Origin of the sequence: Superficieibacter sp. 1612_C1 (assembly GCF_015234305.1) — a bacterium.
In the GTDB taxonomy this organism is placed as follows: Bacteria; Pseudomonadota; Gammaproteobacteria; order Enterobacterales; family Enterobacteriaceae; genus Superficieibacter.
Map to the genome: position 1 here is coordinate 593,397 of NZ_JADGMI010000001.1, position 16,649 is coordinate 610,045.

A 16,649-nucleotide genomic window follows, 5' to 3' on the forward strand; every position below is an offset into this window, starting at 1 on the left:
CACCGACAGCCAACAGGCACCTTGATTCCGGGTGCCTGGCCTTTACTCTCCACAAACCTCACATCCCGCCGCCCGCATCAGTTTCATTTCGCGGAACTGACAGGTCATGGCGTCATACATCACAATCTTTCCTGCGGCTGGCGTACCATAATGAGCTAACACTTTGATGGCTTCCATCGCCTGCATTGAACCGATCACGCCCACCAGCGGGGCCATTACGCCAGCCTCAACGCAGGTGAGGGCGTTCTCGCCAAACAGACGGCTGAGGCAGCGGTAGCAGGGTTCGCCTTGCTGCCAGGTAAACACGCTGATCTGTCCCTCCATGCGGATGGCGGCACCGGAAACCAGCGGGATTTTATGCGCAAAGCAGCCTGCGTTAAGCTGCTGGCGAATGGCGACGTTATCAGTACAATCCATCACCACATCGTGTTCTGCAATTAATGCAAAAAGCGCGGTATCGTCGAGCAAGGCATTAACGGGCGTCAGGGTGATATGCGGGTTAATGCGCGCCAGCGCATCGCGGGCGGAATCAACTTTAGGCTGGCCGATAGTGGCGTCACTGTGCAAGGTTTGCCGCTGAAGATTGGATACGGAGACCGTATCGAAATCCAGCAGCGTCAGTTGCCCGACGCCGGCACCCGCCAGATACTGCGCTGCCGCACAGCCCAGTCCGCCCAGACCAACAATCAGCACCCGCGCGGCTTTCAGGGCTTCCTGACCCTCAAAGTCAAACCCGTGCAGCACGATTTGCCGGTTATAGCGCATCATCTCTGTATCGCTGAGCTCCTCTGCCATTACAAACCTCCCAGCAGCGCGTTAAACGGCTCTACCTCAACCCATTCGCCAGCCTCAACGTTACCACGCTCGCGTTCCAGCACGATAAAGCAGTTGCCCTGGCTGAATGAGCTGAAAATATGTGAACCCTGATGCCCGGTGGTATGCACTTCCAGCTCGCCCTGTGCGTTCGGCTGTAAAATACCGCGCTGAAAATCGAGACGTCCCGGCGATTTTTTTAAGCGGCTGGCGCAGCGCACGCGCTGACGAGGTGGCAGAAGAGGGGCATTATTGCCGCTGAGTTTTGCCAGCAGTGGCTGCACCAGCTGGTAGAAGGTCAGCGCCGCTGAAACCGGGTTACCCGGTAGCCCACAAAACCAGCTGTCGCCCAGTTTGCCAAAGGCGAAAGGTTTACCCGGCTTGATCGCCAGCTTCCAGAAGGCAATCTCGCCCAGTTCTTCAAGAATCGTTTTAGTGTAATCCGCCTCGCCAACCGACACGCCGCCCGAGCTAATCACCACGTCCGCCTGGTCGCGGGCGCGAATAAAGGTCTCGCGTAGCCGTTGTGGCTCGTCACGAACGATACCGAGGTTAATGACCTCGCAACCAAGCTGCTCAAGCATCAAATGTACCGTCAGGCGGTTGGTATCATAAATCTGTCCTTCCGCCAGCGGCTGACCCGGCAGCTGGAGTTCATCGCCGGTGGAAAAGAGCGCCACCCGTACCTTGCGCACGACGTTAACCTCAGCAATACCCAGCGAAGCCAAAATCGGCAGTTCAGCGGCGGTGAGGCGGGTCCCGCGTGGCAGCACCGTCGCACCGCTGCGAATATCCTCTCCGCGACGGCGGATGTTTTGCCCTTCACGTACCGGTGCAATAAAGCGCACGCCTGCGTCAGACACCTCCGTCTCTTCCTGCATAACGACCGCATCGCAGGCCGCAGGAACCGGCGCACCGGTCATAATGCGGATGCAGGTGCCCTCGGGCCATTCATCCTGAAATGGCTGTCCGGCAAAACTTTTCCCTGCGACTGGCAGAGTCTGGCCATCGTTGAGATCCGCCCGTCGAACGGCATAACCGTCCATCGCTGAATTATCAAAACCGGGAACGTCCAGCGGCGAAACGGTATCCTGCGCCGTCACGCGACCAAAAGCCTGAACCAGCGGAACGCTTTCGGCTTCCGTCAACGGGACGATGCGGTTGAGCATCTGCGAAAGGGCGTCGTCGAGCGGTATCAGTCCGGCGTTAAAATTCATGGCAAACTCCTGCGGATAAAAATCGAATGCGCCATTATGGCAGAAAACGGCTTTTAGCTGTATGCCACCATCGGCTTAACCTTTACATCACCGCCGCATCTTTCTATATTCAAAAATTGTATATAAGAGTCGCCACGGTAATGATATCTATAGAAAAAGCCGTGACGCCGTCATGACAGGAAGGGAAAGATGGGAAATGCGGTTATTGCTATTCACGCAGGAGCAGGCGCGATAGCCCGTGCGCAAATGACGCCGGAGCGTGAACAGCAGTACATTGCCGCGCTCTCGGCGGTCGTTGAAACCGGGCAGGCAATGCTGGAAGCCGGGAGCAGCGCACTGGATGCGGTGACCGAAGCGGTGAGGCTGCTGGAGGAGTGCCCGCTGTTTAATGCCGGCATTGGCGCGGTCTTTACCCGGGATGGAACGCATGAGCTGGACGCCTGCATCATGGACGGTAGCAGCCTGAAAGCGGGCGCGGTGGCAGGCGTCAGCCATCTGCGCAATCCTATCCTGGCTGCGCGGCTGGTGATGGAGCACAGCCCCCATGTGCTGCTTATTGGTGAAGGGGCCGAAAATTTTGCCTTCCGGCACGGCATGGAGCGCGTCGACAGCGCCCTTTTTTCCACGCCGGAGCGCTATGAACAGTTGCTTGCCGCGCGCGCCAACGGCGAGCTGCGGCTGGATCACCACGCCGCGCCGCTGGATGAAACCAGCAAAATGGGCACGGTTGGCGCGGTGGCGCTGGATAAAGCCGGAGACCTGGCGGCCGCGACGTCTACAGGCGGGATGACCAACAAACTCCCCGGACGGGTGGGTGATAGCCCGATTCCGGGTGCCGGATGTTATGCCAATAACGCCAGCGTGGCGGTCTCCTGCACCGGCACGGGCGAAGTTTTTATGCGTACGCTGGCCGCTTATGATATTGCTGCATTGATGGAATATGGTGGTCTTAGCCTGCTGGAAGCCTGCGAACGTGTGGTGATGGAAAAACTCCCGGCGCTCGGTGGTAGCGGCGGGCTGATTGCCATTGACCGGGAAGGTAATGTGGTCCTGCCATTTAATAGTGAAGGCATGTATCGCGCCTGGGGCTATGCAGGTGATACGCCAACGATTGGAATTTACCGCGAATAAGGAGACGCTGTTGCCGCAAGGTCAACCATTCGCTGCCAGCGACGTGCTGGCGGTTAACAATCTGAACATCTCCTTTGCCCAGGAGCAGGGAAGTGTCTCTGCCGTGCGCAATCTGTCGTTCACCTTGCAGCGCGGAGAGACGCTGGCGATTGTCGGCGAGTCAGGCTCGGGGAAGTCGGTCACGGCGCTGGCGCTGATGCGCCTGATTGAACAGGCCGGGGCAACGGTTTCCTGCGACCAGTTTTTACTGCGCCGCCGCAACGGTCTGACGATTGAACCTGATAAGCTCTTGTCATCGCAGATGCGCCGGGTGCGCGGTGCGGATATCGCCATGATTTTTCAGGAGCCGATGACCTCGCTGAATCCGGTATTTACCGTCGGCGAGCAAATTGCCGAGTCGATTCGTTTACATCAGGGACTGGGGCACCATCAGGCGCTGGCTGAAGCCAAAAAAATGCTTGAACAGGTGCGTATCCCGGAATCGCAGTCGGTGCTCAACAGCTATCCCCATCAGCTTTCCGGCGGTATGCGTCAGCGGGTCATGATTGCCATGGCGCTGTCGTGCCGTCCGGCGGTGCTGATTGCCGATGAGCCGACCACCGCGCTGGACGTCACTATTCAGGCGCAGATTTTACGCCTGATCGACGTTTTACAGCAGGATATGGCGATGGGGGTGATTTTTATCACCCACGACATGGGCGTGGTCGCCGATATCGCCGACCGGGTTCTGGTGATGTACCAGGGCGAAGCGGTGGAAACAGGCAGCGTGGAGCAGATCTTTAACGCACCCCAACATCCTTACACCCGCGCGCTGCTGGCTGCCGTACCGCGCCTGGGCGCGATGCACGGCAGCGATTTACCGCGTCGCTTTCCGCTCTCTGCCGATGAACAGGATGACGACGCCGGGCAGGATACCGTGGTGCCCGGCAAGCCGGTCCTTCAGGTCCGCGATCTGGTTACTCGCTTTCCGCTGCGCGGCGGCATTCTTAATCGCGTGACACGCGAAGTTCACGCAGTAGAAAAGGTCAGCTTTGATTTATGGCCGGGTGAAACGCTGTCGCTGGTCGGGGAATCCGGCAGCGGTAAATCGACCACCGGGCGGGCCTTATTGCGGCTGGTCGAATCACAAAGCGGTACCATTACCTTCAACGGTGAGCGCATCGACACGTTGCCCACCAGTAAGTTACAGCCGCTACGCCGCGATATTCAGTTTATCTTTCAGGATCCTTACGCCTCGCTGGATCCCCGTCAGACGGTGGGCTATTCGATTATGGAGCCGCTGCGGGTCCACCGACTGCTGGAAGGTGAAGGTGCCCAGCGGCGGGTGGCTTGGCTGCTGGAGCGCGTCGGGCTTAAGCCGGAGCACGCCTGGCGCTATCCGCATGAGTTTTCCGGCGGTCAGCGCCAGCGCATCTGTATTGCCCGTGCGCTGGCGCTGAATCCGAAGGTGGTGATCGCCGATGAATCGGTGTCCGCGCTGGACGTGTCTATCCGTGCGCAGATCATTAACCTGCTTCTCGATCTCCAGCGCGAGATGGGGATCGCATTTTTGTTTATCTCACATGATATGGCGGTGGTGGAGCGTATCAGCCACCGCGTCGCGGTGATGTACCGGGGGCAGATTGTGGAAATTGGCCCGCGCCGGGCGCTGTTCGAAAATCCACAGCACCCGTATACCCGCAAATTGATGGCGGCCGTTCCGGTGGCCGATCCTGCGCATCGTCGCCCACAGCGCGTGCTGCTGTCCGATGATATTCCGGGAAATATTTACAAGCGAGGAGAAGAGGTGGCTATTGCACCGTTGCAGCAGGTTGCGCCGGGGCACTACGTTGCGCGTTCTGGTTCGCAATTATAAATAATAAGGCAGGGGCCTCAGGAGAATAACATGACACAACGCATGACAGGTAAATGGCTTATTGCCGCCGGGATCGCTTCCGCGCTGGCGGCAACACCGGCATTCGCAGCAAAAGATGTCGTCGTGGCGGTAGGGTCGAACTTTACTACCCTCGACCCGTACGATGCGAATGACACACTGTCGCAGGCCGTGGCAAAGTCGTTTTATCAGGGATTGTTTGGCCTTGATAAGGACATGAAGCTGCAAAACGTGCTGGCGGAAAGCTATACCGTTTCCGATGATAACCTTTCGTACACCGTTAAATTACGCCAGGGCGTCAAGTTCCAGGACGGTACGCCGTTTGACGCGGCGGCGGTCAAGGAAAACCTCGATCGCGCCAGCAACCCGGAAAATCATCTCAAGCGTTTTAATCTGTATAAAAACATTGATAAGACCGAAGTGGTCGATCCTTCAACGGTGAAAATCACCCTGAAGCAGCCGTTCTCCGCGTTTATTAACGTACTCGCGCATCCGGCCACGGCGATGATCTCCCCGGCAGCGCTGCAAAAATACGGTAAAGAGATCGGCTTCCATCCGGTCGGCACCGGGCCATATGAGCTGGAGACCTGGAATCAGACCGATTTCGTGAAGGTGAAGAAGAATCCGGACTACTGGCAAAAAGGGCTGCCGAAGCTGGATACTATCACCTGGCGTCCGGTGGTCGATAACAATACCCGCGCCGCCATGTTGCAGACCGGCGAGGCGCAGTTTGCCTTCCCGATCCCTTACGAGCAGGCCCCGCTGCTGGAGAAAAACAGCAAGCTGGAACTGGTCGCCAGCCCGTCGATTATGCAGCGTTATATCAGTATGAACGTGACGCAAAAACCGTTCGACAACCCGAAAGTGCGCGAAGCCATTAACTACGCGATTAACCGTCAGGCGCTGGTGAAAGTGGCCTTCGCCGGTTACGCCACGCCAGCGACGGGCGTGGTGCCGCCTGCGATTGCGAATGCCCAGAGTTATAAGCCGTGGCCTTACGATCCGGCGAAAGCGCGTGAGCTGCTGAAAGAGGCGGGTTATCCCAACGGTTTCAGTACGACGCTGTGGTCGTCACATAACCACAGCACTGCGCAAAAAGTCCTGCAATTTACCCAGCAGCAGCTGGCCCAGGTTGGCATTAAGGCGCAGGTGACGGCGATGGATGCCGGCCAGCGGGCGGCGGAAGTTGAAGGAAAAGGGCAGAAAGAGAGCGGCGTGCGCATGTTCTATACCGGCTGGTCGGCCTCGACTGGCGAAGCGGACTGGGCGCTGTCGCCGCTGTTCGCGACGCAAAACTGGCCGCCAGCGCTGTTTAACACCGCGTTCTACAGCAATAAGCAGGTGGATAGCGATCTGACCGATGCGCTGAAAACCAACTCCGCTGAAGAGAAGACGCGGTTGTATAAAGACGCGCAGGATACTATCTGGAAAGAGTCGCCGTGGGTGCCGCTGGTGGTGGAAAAACTGGTCTCCGCCCACAGCAAAACGCTGACCGGATTTTACATCATGCCGGATACCGGCTTCAGTTTCGACAATGCGGACCTCAAGCAGTGAGGCTGGCCGCCTTTTGCCCCCAGGGACGGGGGCTGACATCAGCCAGTATGGGGGTGGCGTGAAATAATGCTTAACTATTTCGTCAAACGCCTGCTGGGGTTGATCCCAACGCTGCTGATTGTTGCGGTGCTGGTGTTTTTATTCGTGCATCTGCTGCCTGGCGATCCGGCCCGGTTGATTGCCGGACCGGAAGCGGATGCCCAGGTGATCGGTATGGTGCGTCAGCAACTAGGGCTGGACCAGCCGTTGCATGTTCAGTTCTGGCACTATATTAGCAACGCCCTTCAGGGTGACTTCGGACAGTCGATGGTCTCCCGACGTCCGGTCTCGCAGGAGATCGCCAGCCGCTTTATGCCGACGCTGTGGCTGACGCTGGCGAGTATGGCCTGGGCGGTGCTGTTTGGCCTCGCGGCGGGGATTGTCGCGGCCGTGTGGCGCAACCGCTGGCCGGATCGTATCGGTATGACGCTGGCGGTCACCGGCATCTCCTTTCCGGCGTTTGCGCTGGGGATGCTGCTGATGCAGGTGTTCTCCGTTGAACTCGGCTGGTTGCCTACCGTCGGTGCGGATAGCTGGCGACATTATATTCTGCCTTCGCTGACGCTGGGCGCGGCGGTGGCAGCGGTAATGGCCCGCTTTACCCGCGCCTCGTTTGTCGATGTGCTTAACGAAGACTATATGCGCACCGCCAGAGCGAAAGGCGTCAGTGAAACCTGGGTGGTGCTCAAACACGGCCTGCGTAATGCGATGATCCCGGTAGTGACGATGATGGGTCTGCAATTCGGCTTTTTGCTCGGCGGCTCCATCGTGGTGGAAAAAGTCTTCAACTGGCCGGGGCTGGGGCGTCTGTTGATTGATTCCGTGGAGATGCGCGACTACCCGGTGATTCAGGCGGAAGTATTGCTGTTTTCCCTGGAATTTATTCTTATCAATTTAATGGTGGATCTGCTTTATGCCGCGATTAATCCCGCTATCAGGTACAAATAAGTGCGACTGTTAAACTGGCGGCGTCAGGCCATTATGGATGCCATGCCTGGCGTTAAACCCGACCGGGTGCGCACGCCGTGGCACGAATTCTGGCGTCGATTTCGTCGCCAGCCGCTGGCGATTGCCGCCGGGATCTTCGTCCTGCTGCTGATTGTGGTCGCGGCCATCGCGCCGTGGATTGCTCCTTTTGATGCGGAGAACTACTTTGATTACGACCGGCTGAATGCCGGACCTTCCGCATTGCACTGGTTCGGCGTTGATTCGCTGGGGCGCGATATTTTCAGCCGGGTGCTGGTCGGCGCGCAGATTTCGCTGGCAGCAGGAGTGTTCGCGGTCCTGATCGGTGCGCTGATCGGAACGGTGCTCGGTCTGCTGGCGGGCTATTACGAAGGGTGGTGGGATCGTATCATCATGCGCATCTGCGACGTGCTGTTTGCCTTCCCCGGTATTCTGCTGGCGATTGCGGTGGTGGCGGTGATGGGAAGCGGTATGGCGAACGTGATTATCGCGGTTGCCATTTTCTCGGTTCCCGCCTTTGCCCGACTGGTACGCGGCAATACGCTGGTGCTCAAGCATCAGACCTTTATCGAATCTGCCCGCAGCATTGGTGCCAGCGACATGACGATTCTGTTCAGCCATATCCTGCCGGGGACGGTGTCGTCGATTGTGGTTTATTTCACCATGCGCATCGGTACGTCGATCATCTCCGCCGCGAGCCTATCCTTCCTTGGCCTGGGCGCACAGCCGCCGACGCCGGAGTGGGGCGCGATGCTCAACGAGGCCCGCGCCGACATGGTAATGGCTCCGCATGTGGCGTTGTTTCCGGCAATCGCTATTTTTCTGACGGTGCTGGCGTTCAACCTGCTGGGGGATGGACTACGGGATGCGCTGGATCCGAAGATTAAGGGTTGACGGCTTCATGTTATCCGACCTTTGTTTGCCTCAAGGACCTGATGTACGCTGTGCTGGTCTGAGGACGTTTGTAGGCCGGGTCAGGCGCAGCGCCACCCGGCATGATGGCTGAGACTCTGTGCCAGTTTTGCCCGGCGGCGCATTCGCTTGCACGGGCCTACGGAATGTTATCAACCTTCGAAAATGTAGGCTGGGTAAGCGCAGCGCCACCCGGCATGATGGCTACGACTCTGTGCCAGTTTTGCCCGGCGGCGCATTCGCTTGCACGGGCCTACGGAATGATATCAACCTTCAAAATGTAGGCCGGGTAAGCGCAGCGCCACCCGGCATTTAGCCGGATATGGCGACGTTAACTTTTTCCATCAGCGTGGCCTTTGCCTGCGTCGTCAACGACAGTACGCCGTTGTGTACCTCAATCTCCCTCTGCTCGATCCGCGCTTTCAGCCACTCTTCAATAAAACCTGGTGCATAGCCGCCGGTGCTAAATGCGCCTCCGAAAGCAATGATATTCGGGTAAGCTTGTAGATAGTCTGCATGGGTCACCTGCGGATGAGTGTTGGTATACAGCCAGAACTGGATATCGTAAAGCAGGTAGGAACGCTCGTCGGCGTGAAGCGCGAAGAAGCCTTTTTCTTCAACGATCTGGCGGGCGATTTCACGAATGGCCTGTTCGATGTTCAGCGCGCTATCCGCGCGGGAGCAGAGATCGGCGAGGGTGGCGGAAAACGCGCCGTGCCGTGCCATCTCCAGATCCGCCTGTTTATCTTCGGCAGAGGTATCATAAACCTCGTCATTCACCAGCCCGCAAATAAAACTTTCGAAATTATCCGCCAGGTGCGTTATGCGAAAATCGTCTTCCTGATCGACATGCACCACGGCAGGCTCGCCTTCAGGTCCGCACTCGCGATAATCAAGAAAAACCATATCATGGCCCGCGGAAGGACAGTCGCAGATAGCGATACCAATATTCGGGTATTCCCACTCTGCTATCCAGAAGCGGCTACCAAAAGCGCCGCCCAATGAGTTCGCCTTTTCCCGGCCAATGCCCATAATGCCGGTGATAGCGATATGATCTTCCGCCCAGCTTGTCGGTTCACTGGTGGGGAAATTCAGGTTGCGCGGGATGCCGCCATTTTGCTGCTTCATCAGCCAGATATAGGAGGCCGGTAAGCGATAACCCAGCTCCAGCTCCAGTTCGCGAATGAGTACATCGTCAGGTGGGGCGCTGATATATTCTTTGCGCGCATAATCGCTGTCTTCCCAGAATTCGGTCAGATCGAGGTTCTTAAAGAAGGGTGCAGTCATTAAAGCACTTCCTTTTCGCTAACGAGAAAAAAGCACTGTAACATTGAATAGGTTAAGCGGAAGAGCGCCGTCCGTAAACGGCGCTGTAAATTACACCCGACTTCCCCACAAATCATATTCGTCAGCGTTTTCGACTTTCACCCGCACGACGTCGCCCGGCTTGACGTTGGTCTCACCGTTGAGATAAACCGCGCCGTCGATTTCTGGTGCATCGGCCATACTGCGGCCAATCGCGCCTTCTTCATCCACTTCATCAATAATGACGAGGATTTCCCGGCCGATTTTCTCTTGCAGACGGCTGGCGGAGATCTCCTGCTGTAGCTGCATAAAGCGGTTCCAGCGCTCTTCTTTTACCTCTTCAGGCACCTGATCCGGCAGGTCGTTTGCGCCTGCGCCTTCGACCGGGCTGTATTTGAAGCAGCCCACGCGATCCAGCCGCGCTTCTTTCAGGAAATCCAGCAGCATCTGGAAATCCTCTTCCGTTTCGCCGGGGAAGCCGACGATGAAGGTTGAGCGCAGGGTCAGTTCTGGACAGATTTCACGCCACTGCTTAATGCGCGCCAGCTGGCGGTCGACGGAGCCTGGCCGTTTCATTAGCTTAAGAATGCGCGGGCTGGCGTGCTGGAGCGGAATATCCAGATACGGCAGGATTTTGCCCTCCGCCATGAGCGGGATCACGTCGTCGACGTGCGGATATGGATAGACGTAATGCAGACGCGTCCAGATGCCGAGTTTCGACAGCTGCTCGCACAGGCTGACCATGCTGGTTTTAACCGGCTCGCCGTTGTGGAAGCCGGTACGGTGCTTCACGTCCACGCCATAGGCCGACGTGTCCTGAGAAATAACGAGGATCTCTTTAACACCCGCATCCACCAGACGTTTGGCTTCGCTTAACACGTCGCCGATTGGACGACTAATCAGATCGCCGCGCATGGACGGGATAATGCAGAAGGTGCAGCGATGGTTGCAGCCTTCAGAAATTTTCAGGTAGGCGTAGTGACGCGGCGTCAGCTTCACGCCCTGTTCCGGCACCAGGCTCAGGAACGGATTATGCTTCGGTTTCGGGACATAGTGGTGAACGTGTTCCAGTACCTGCTCATAGCTGTGTGGCCCGGTGATCTCCAGAACCTTAGGGTGCACTTCGCGGATCTGATCCTCTTTGGCTCCCAGGCAGCCGGTGACAATCACTTTGCCATTTTCATTCAGCGCTTCGCCGATGGCTTCCAGCGACTCCTGTACGGCGCTGTCGATAAACCCACAGGTATTGACGATCACCATGTCGGCATCGTCATAACGGGGAACGACATCATAGCCTTCAGTGCGCAGCTCGGTCAGGATGCGTTCAGAATCGACAAGGTTTTTTGGGCAGCCAAGAGAGACAAAGCCGATACGCGGTTGTTGCATGCTAGTACGCTCACAAAGTAAACAGTAAAAAAACCGGGCGATTTTACACGCCTTTGCAGAGAGTCTCTACTGGAAGTTTTTGCGGATCGGGGATGAAAAGAAGAACTGATATGGCGGTTTATTGACCTTGCGCACCATTTTGTACAAAAAATAGTCATATCATATACAGTGCCGATAGCTGACACAGGAGGGAAAAAGCATGTCATTCGACAGACTTCATCACAACCTGCTGAATAAGCTCATTGATGCTCGTGTTGACATTGATGCTTATCTGCAACTGCGGAAGGCAAAAGGCTATATGACGGTGAGCGAAAGCCAGGCTTTACGCGACCACCTGTTTACGCTTTGTGCCGAACTGCGGCAAAACGCGCCGCAACTAAAGAGAAATTGCGCTCCACAGGAATTTGAGGCGCTGCGTCACGCAGGGGAATCTATCGCCAAAGCCGCCGTGTGCCTGATGAGCGGTCATCACGATAGCCCCCAGTACGTGACTGTTGATACTCACAAGCTGGGAAGCTGCCTGAGTACCTTAACCCACAGCATTCACTGCCTGCGCAATACGACGCCGCTTACCGAGGCGTAACCCTCCGGGGGAGGCTGCTCCCCCGTTTTCATTAAGTTTTTGTAAAAGTGCCCGCATCGCCGGCACTGCTGGCTAACCTTATGAGATAACGCCTGAAAGGAGCCCGCTATGCGACCACTTGCGACCTTTTTTACTCTCAGTTCACTGTTCTTTCTTACACCTCTGTATGCCGAACCGCTGAAGGTAGAGATCTTACAGAATAAGCTGGATCACCCGTGGGCGATGGCATTTTTGCCGGACAACGGCGGCATCCTGATCACCCAGCGGGGCGGACAGCTTCTGCACTGGCAGCCGGGTAAGGGGCTTTCCGATCCGATCACCGGCGTGCCTCGCGTGTGGGCTAACGGGCAGGGCGGGCTGCTGGATGTGGCGCTGGCTCCCGATTTTGCCGATTCTCGCCGCGTCTGGCTGAGCTACGCCGAAGCGGGAAAAGACGGCAAAGCGGGAACGGTCGTGGGCTATGGGCGTCTCAATGATGATTTAACGCGGCTGGAGAGTTTCCAGGTGGTTTTCCGCCAGATGCCTAAACTCTCCACCGGCAACCACTTTGGCGGCCGCCTGGTCTTTGACGGCAAAGGCTACCTCTATATCGGACTGGGCGAGAATAACCAGCGGCCAACCGCCCAGGATCTCGATAAATTGCAGGGTAAAGTGGTACGTCTGACCGATCAGGGCAAAATCCCTGACGACAATCCTTTCGTCAACAAAGCGGGCGCACGCCCGGAAATCTGGTCATACGGTATCCGCAACCCGCAGGGCATGGCGATGAACCCCTGGAGTAATACGCTGTGGCTGAATGAACACGGCCCGCGCGGCGGCGATGAAATCAACATTCCCGAAAAAGGCAAAAACTACGGCTGGCCGCTGGCAACCTGGGGAATTAACTATAGCGGTTTAGCCATTCCGGAAGCGAAGGGCGAAATAGTGGCGGGGACGGAGCAGCCTGTCTATTACTGGAAAAAATCGCCTGCCATTAGCGGCATGGCGTTTTATAACGCCGACACCTTCCCGCAGTGGAAAAACAAAGTGTTTATCGGCGCGCTGAAGGATCAGGATGTGATTGTGATGAGCGTCAACGGTAATAAAGTGACCGAAGACGGCCGCATTCTCGGCGATAAAAAGCAGCGTATTCGCGACGTTCGCGTCGGGCCGGACGGCTACCTGTATGTGCTGACTGACGAGTCGGAAGGTGAGTTACTGAAGGTCAGCCCCGCCGGTTAAGACGGGGCAGCGTCGCACATCAGGTGACCGGGATCATCACCACGTCCCGCCAGGCCTGGCGTTCAGCAAGCTGCTGATACCAGCGCTCAAGGTGAGGATGCGGCTGCCACTGCTCGACGGCGTTAAACAGATTGTAGACGAACGGCCCGACGGCGATATCCCCGAGACCGAACTGTTGGCCCGACAGCCACGGCTGCGTCGCCAGCGCATCATCCAGCAGGGTAAAAAGCGTTTCACAGGTCTTGATTCCCTCTTCGATGGCCCTGTGATCGCGCTTCTCCGGCGGCGTTCTGACCAGCCCCATCAGGATCACCCGATGCGCTGGCGAGAGCGTGCCGTTGGCCCAGTCCATCCATTTATCTCCCTGCGCCCTTTCGGCAGGCGCGTCGAGCCACAGACGGTTTTGCCCGTATTGCGCGGCCAGGTAGCGGACAATACTGTTAGATTCCCACAACACCAGGTCAGTTTCATCATCGCGTAACAGTGGGACGAGACCATTGGGATTCATCGCCAGATACTCGGCGTCGTGATTAAGGCCATACTCCAGCCCGGCAAGAATTTGCTGGTAGGGAAGCTCCAGCTCCTCCAGCGTCAGGCGCACTTTTTTAACGTTGGTCGAATTATTTCTGCCCCATAGCGTAATCATAGAAACCTGCCTTTAAGTGGATGTGAATCGAGTATGTTATGGATGATGTTGAAATAAAGTAAACATTCAGGCAACCGGGATCAAAAAAATCGTACTCGCTTCGGCACGACCAGGCGAGATTGCGTAAGCTTTTAAAACCGCACCCTCTCAGGGTATGCTTGCATAAGTTTGTAAGTTACTCCCCGGCAGGTGTTACAGCATGTTATGTTGTCGTGATTTTAAAAGGACATTTGGGTGGCATTTATGACGCGTTCCGCTTTTTCTCTTCGCGGCCTTATGGCTGGCTCGACTCTGTTACTTCTCGTTTCACCTGCGCTCCAGGCCGCTGAACAGCTCCCCGCTGCGCCGACTCTTGACGCGCGTGCGTGGATATTAATAGATTACGCCAGCGGTAAAGTGCTCGCCGAGAGCAATGCCGATCAGCAGCTTGATCCGGCGAGCTTAACGAAAATTATGACCAGTTACGTGACCGGGCAGGCGCTGAAAGCGGGCAAAATCAAGCTGACCGATATGGTCACTATTGGTAAAGATGCCTGGGCGACCGGCAACCCGGCGCTGCGTGGGTCGTCGCTGATGTTCCTGAAACCCGGCGATCAGGTATCGGTTGAGGACCTGAACAAAGGGGTCATCATCCAGTCCGGTAATGATGCCAGCATCGCCATTGCTGACCATGTGGCGGGCAGTCAGGACGCGTTTATCAGCCTGATGAACACTTATGCGCAGAAACTTGGGTTGACTAATACCACCTTTAAGACGGTACACGGCCTGGATGCGCCGGGGCAGTTCAGCACCGCGCGCGATATGGCGCTGCTGACCAAAGCGATGATCCACGATGTGCCGGAAGAGTACGCTGTCCACAAAGAGAAAGAGTACACCTTCAATAAAATCCGCCAGCCTAACCGTAATCGGCTGCTGTGGAGCACCAGTATCAATGCCGACGGGGTAAAAACCGGTACTACCGCTGGTGCAGGGTATAATCTGGTCGCGTCTGCTACTCAGGGCGATATGCGCCTGATTTCCGTGGTGCTGGGCACCAAAACGGACCGCATTCGTTTTAATGAATCGGAAAAGCTGCTGAGCTGGGGCTTCCGTTTTTATGAAACCGTCACGCCAATCAAACCAAATGCCGCTTTCGTCAATCAGCGCGTCTGGTTCGGCAATACCAGCGAAGCGAAGCTGGGTGCCGGTGAGGCGGGCTCGGTCACTATTCCTCGCGGGCAGCTTAAAAACCTCAAGGCCAGCTACAACCTCAATCAGCCGCAGCTCACGGCACCCCTGGCGAAGGGACAGGTGGTGGGCACCATCGACTTCCAGCTTAATAATAAAACCATTGAGCAGCGTCCGCTGATTGTGATGGAAGCGGTGGAAGAGGGCGGGTTCTTCAGCCGTATGTGGGATTACGTGTTAATGAAATTCCACGAGTGGTTTGGCGGCTGGTTCTCCTGATTCAGTAAAGCAGATCGATGGACTGCGCTTTTGCCAGCGCAGTCAGTTCCTCATCCGGACGACTGTCGCTGACGATGGCGTCAAAGCAGGTCAATTCTCCCATCCGCGCCGGACGGACTTTACCAAATTTACTGTGATCGACCACCAGCACATGATAGCGCGCATGGCGCATCGCCCACTGTTTCACCGGCAGTTCATCAAGATTAAAACAGGTTGCGCCGTGCTGCGGATCGACGCCTGCCGCGGAATAAAAGGCGACATCCGGGCTAAGATGGCCCAGCGTTTCCTGAAGGGTCAACGGCTTGAAAATAGCGTTGCTGGCGTGAAACTCACCGCCGCAGAGGATCACCCGGCACAGCGGTTTTTCCTGTAGGGCAAGAAAGGTATTGAGCGAGTAGCAGACGCCGGTAAAGGGAAGTTCATCGCTGATAGCGTCGATAACCCACGGCGTGGTGGTGCCGCAGTCAAAAAAGGCCATTTGATGTGGCTTGAGCAGGCTGGCGGCGAGGCGGGCTGCTTTACGCTTCTCCTCAACCAGCCGCGTTTTTTGATCGCTTATCAGATAGTGGCTGGCCCCGCGCGGCTCAAGCACCACATAGCCGCCGAGTAACACCACCGGTCCGCCGTGGCTGTTCAGATCGCGACGAACCGTCATTTCTGACACATCGAGCAGAGCGGCTGCCTCTTTCAGATGCAGTTTATCGCTGCGTTTCAGCGCATGGATCAGTTTGCCAATCCGTTCGTCGCGTCGCGTTTCCATAAATCCCCGGCAGGTCTTGTTATAAGCCAGCAATATTACCTGCCCGCAGGCGACTAGTCACGCACCCACCCTTTACGGATAGGCATTGAGAAGCAGAGACGATATAACTGCTGTAGCCGCTGATAGATCGCGTTGCCTGCCATCAGCCAGAGCATCTGCGCGGCCAGACAGCCGGTGATGGCCGCCAGCAACCCGCCCAGCATATCCAGCGGCCAGTGTACGCCAAGATAAACGCGTGACCAGGCGATAGCGCAGGCCATCACCAGCAGGACCGCCCCCGACCACAGGCGGTGCCAGAAAAGGAACGCCAGCGCGAAAGTAAAGGCAATCGTCCCGTGGTTGCTGGGGAAGGCGTTATTCGCTTTGTGCATGAGGAAGTTATAGCCGACGCCTGCCGCAAAAGGGCGCTCGTGAGGGAAAAGCGCCCCGATAAGCCAGGAGACAGTCAGGCTCACGGCCATCGCCAGCGTCACTTTAATCACCAGTTTGCGCTGCGCGCAGAGCTGCTCGCGCGGTCCCCATAGCCAGAGCGCAACCGCCATCAGCGGCACGATTTTGATCAGATCGTCAGCAATCATCCGGGCGAGGGTAAGACTCCATTGCGCAGAATCAGGGGTGGCGTTGATGACGTAAAACAGGGCGTAGTTAATATTTTCCAGCATACATTCCATACTCATGCGTAAGTGGGCGGCTCCGGTACGGCGCTAACCTTAAAAGTCCATCGCGAAGCGGTAAAGCGGTTTTGTCTTAATAGTCTGTCCGTTAGCGGATCGCTGATAAGCATTATGTCAGTAATG

At 56.7% G+C, this 16,649-nt stretch carries 15 protein-coding genes; 8 read left to right on the forward strand and 7 right to left on the reverse strand.

The annotated features are described in order from the left end of the window. Positions 1 to 42 precede the first annotated feature (42 nt). Both moeB and moeA read right to left on the reverse strand, forming a co-directional pair. Complete coding sequence (moeB, locus tag INT84_RS02900) at positions 43 to 795, reverse strand: molybdopterin-synthase adenylyltransferase MoeB (protein ID WP_194205548.1); 753 nt, start codon at positions 793 to 795, stop codon at positions 43 to 45. Next, positions 795 to 2,030, reverse strand: coding sequence for a molybdopterin molybdotransferase MoeA (gene moeA, locus INT84_RS02905; protein ID WP_194205549.1), 1,236 nt, complete (start codon positions 2,028 to 2,030; stop codon positions 795 to 797). The genes moeB and moeA overlap by 1 nt, the downstream gene beginning before the upstream one ends. Before the next feature lie 189 nt (positions 2,031 to 2,219). On the opposite strand from moeA, the gene iaaA reads away from it, so the two are divergent. The 5 genes from iaaA to gsiD all read left to right on the forward strand — a co-directional run bounded on the left by iaaA (position 2,220) and on the right by gsiD (position 8,487). Next, the gene (iaaA, locus tag INT84_RS02910) at positions 2,220 to 3,161 is read left to right on the forward strand and encodes a beta-aspartyl-peptidase (protein WP_194205550.1); all 942 of its coding nucleotides are present in this window, start codon (positions 2,220 to 2,222) and stop codon (positions 3,159 to 3,161) included. Between the two features lie 10 nt (positions 3,162 to 3,171). After that, positions 3,172 to 5,016, forward strand: a complete 1,845-nt coding sequence (gsiA, locus tag INT84_RS02915) for a glutathione ABC transporter ATP-binding protein GsiA (protein WP_228065797.1) — start codon at positions 3,172 to 3,174, stop codon at positions 5,014 to 5,016. A 30-nt stretch (positions 5,017 to 5,046) separates the two neighbouring features. Beyond that, positions 5,047 to 6,588, forward strand: coding sequence for a glutathione ABC transporter substrate-binding protein GsiB (gene gsiB, locus INT84_RS02920; protein WP_194205552.1), 1,542 nt, complete (start codon positions 5,047 to 5,049; stop codon positions 6,586 to 6,588). 66 nt (positions 6,589 to 6,654) lie between these two features. Continuing rightward, positions 6,655 to 7,575 (forward strand): glutathione ABC transporter permease GsiC, encoded by a 921-nt coding sequence (gene gsiC, locus INT84_RS02925; RefSeq protein WP_176920574.1) that lies wholly within the window; start codon positions 6,655 to 6,657, stop codon positions 7,573 to 7,575. Next, complete coding sequence (gene gsiD / locus INT84_RS02930; protein ID WP_194205553.1) at positions 7,576 to 8,487, forward strand: glutathione ABC transporter permease GsiD; 912 nt, start codon at positions 7,576 to 7,578, stop codon at positions 8,485 to 8,487. It abuts the gene before it with no gap. Between the two features lie 330 nt (positions 8,488 to 8,817). On the opposite strand, the gene INT84_RS02935 is transcribed toward gsiD, so the two are convergent. Both INT84_RS02935 and rimO read right to left on the reverse strand, forming a co-directional pair. Then, positions 8,818 to 9,792, reverse strand: a complete 975-nt coding sequence (locus INT84_RS02935) for an SMI1/KNR4 family protein (protein ID WP_194205554.1) — start codon at positions 9,790 to 9,792, stop codon at positions 8,818 to 8,820. Positions 9,793 to 9,882: 90 nt separating this feature from the next. Continuing rightward, complete coding sequence (gene rimO / locus INT84_RS02940; RefSeq protein ID WP_194205555.1) at positions 9,883 to 11,196, reverse strand: 30S ribosomal protein S12 methylthiotransferase RimO; 1,314 nt, start codon at positions 11,194 to 11,196, stop codon at positions 9,883 to 9,885. Between the two features lie 199 nt (positions 11,197 to 11,395). Between rimO and INT84_RS02945 the strand changes: the two genes are divergently transcribed. Both INT84_RS02945 and INT84_RS02950 read left to right on the forward strand, forming a co-directional pair. Then, positions 11,396 to 11,779: a biofilm formation regulator BssR gene (locus tag INT84_RS02945; protein ID WP_176920582.1), complete on the forward strand. Its 384-nt coding sequence runs from the start codon at positions 11,396 to 11,398 to the stop codon at positions 11,777 to 11,779. Positions 11,780 to 11,887: 108 nt separating this feature from the next. Continuing rightward, on the forward strand, positions 11,888 to 13,000 hold the full coding sequence (locus INT84_RS02950) for a PQQ-dependent sugar dehydrogenase (protein WP_194205556.1): 1,113 nt from the start codon (positions 11,888 to 11,890) through the stop codon (positions 12,998 to 13,000). Between the two features lie 19 nt (positions 13,001 to 13,019). On the opposite strand, the gene INT84_RS02955 is transcribed toward INT84_RS02950, so the two are convergent. Further along, positions 13,020 to 13,646, reverse strand: coding sequence for a glutathione S-transferase family protein (locus INT84_RS02955; protein WP_194205557.1), 627 nt, complete (start codon positions 13,644 to 13,646; stop codon positions 13,020 to 13,022). A gap of 243 nt (positions 13,647 to 13,889) precedes the next feature. On the opposite strand from INT84_RS02955, the gene dacC reads away from it, so the two are divergent. Beyond that, positions 13,890 to 15,092, forward strand: a complete 1,203-nt coding sequence (gene dacC, locus INT84_RS02960) for a serine-type D-Ala-D-Ala carboxypeptidase (RefSeq protein ID WP_176920745.1) — start codon at positions 13,890 to 13,892, stop codon at positions 15,090 to 15,092. A 1-nt stretch (position 15,093) separates the two neighbouring features. Here dacC and deoR read toward each other — a convergent pair whose 3' ends face one another. Together deoR and ybjG are read right to left on the reverse strand one after the other, a co-directional pair. Continuing rightward, entirely contained in the window at positions 15,094 to 15,852 is a 759-nt protein-coding gene (gene deoR, locus INT84_RS02965; RefSeq protein WP_194205558.1) for a DNA-binding transcriptional repressor DeoR, read from the reverse strand. 53 nt (positions 15,853 to 15,905) lie between these two features. Further along, positions 15,906 to 16,514, reverse strand: coding sequence for an undecaprenyl-diphosphate phosphatase (gene ybjG, locus INT84_RS02970; protein ID WP_194206100.1), 609 nt, complete (start codon positions 16,512 to 16,514; stop codon positions 15,906 to 15,908). Positions 16,515 to 16,649: the final 135 nt, after the last annotated feature.

Excerpts from the sequence above, each read along its gene's own strand:
- gsiC (WP_176920574.1), top strand. The coding sequence starts at position 6,655 with ATGCTTAACTATTTCGTCAAACGCCTGCTGGGGTTGATCCCAACGCTG.
- INT84_RS02945 (WP_176920582.1), top strand. The coding sequence starts at position 11,396 with ATGTCATTCGACAGACTTCATCACAACCTGCTGAATAAGCTCATTGAT.
- INT84_RS02935 (WP_194205554.1), bottom strand. The coding sequence starts at position 9,792 with ATGACTGCACCCTTCTTTAAGAACCTCGATCTGACCGAATTCTGGGAA.
- dacC (WP_176920745.1), top strand. The coding sequence starts at position 13,890 with ATGACGCGTTCCGCTTTTTCTCTTCGCGGCCTTATGGCTGGCTCGACT.
- INT84_RS02950 (WP_194205556.1), top strand. The coding sequence starts at position 11,888 with ATGCGACCACTTGCGACCTTTTTTACTCTCAGTTCACTGTTCTTTCTT.
- moeB (WP_194205548.1), bottom strand. The coding sequence starts at position 795 with ATGGCAGAGGAGCTCAGCGATACAGAGATGATGCGCTATAACCGGCAA.
- iaaA (WP_194205550.1), top strand. The coding sequence starts at position 2,220 with ATGGGAAATGCGGTTATTGCTATTCACGCAGGAGCAGGCGCGATAGCC.
- gsiB (WP_194205552.1), top strand. The coding sequence starts at position 5,047 with ATGACACAACGCATGACAGGTAAATGGCTTATTGCCGCCGGGATCGCT.
- INT84_RS02955 (WP_194205557.1), bottom strand. The coding sequence starts at position 13,646 with ATGATTACGCTATGGGGCAGAAATAATTCGACCAACGTTAAAAAAGTG.
- moeA (WP_194205549.1), bottom strand. The coding sequence starts at position 2,030 with ATGAATTTTAACGCCGGACTGATACCGCTCGACGACGCCCTTTCGCAG.
- ybjG (WP_194206100.1), bottom strand. The coding sequence starts at position 16,514 with ATGCTGGAAAATATTAACTACGCCCTGTTTTACGTCATCAACGCCACC.
- deoR (WP_194205558.1), bottom strand. The coding sequence starts at position 15,852 with ATGGAAACGCGACGCGACGAACGGATTGGCAAACTGATCCATGCGCTG.
- rimO (WP_194205555.1), bottom strand. The coding sequence starts at position 11,196 with ATGCAACAACCGCGTATCGGCTTTGTCTCTCTTGGCTGCCCAAAAAAC.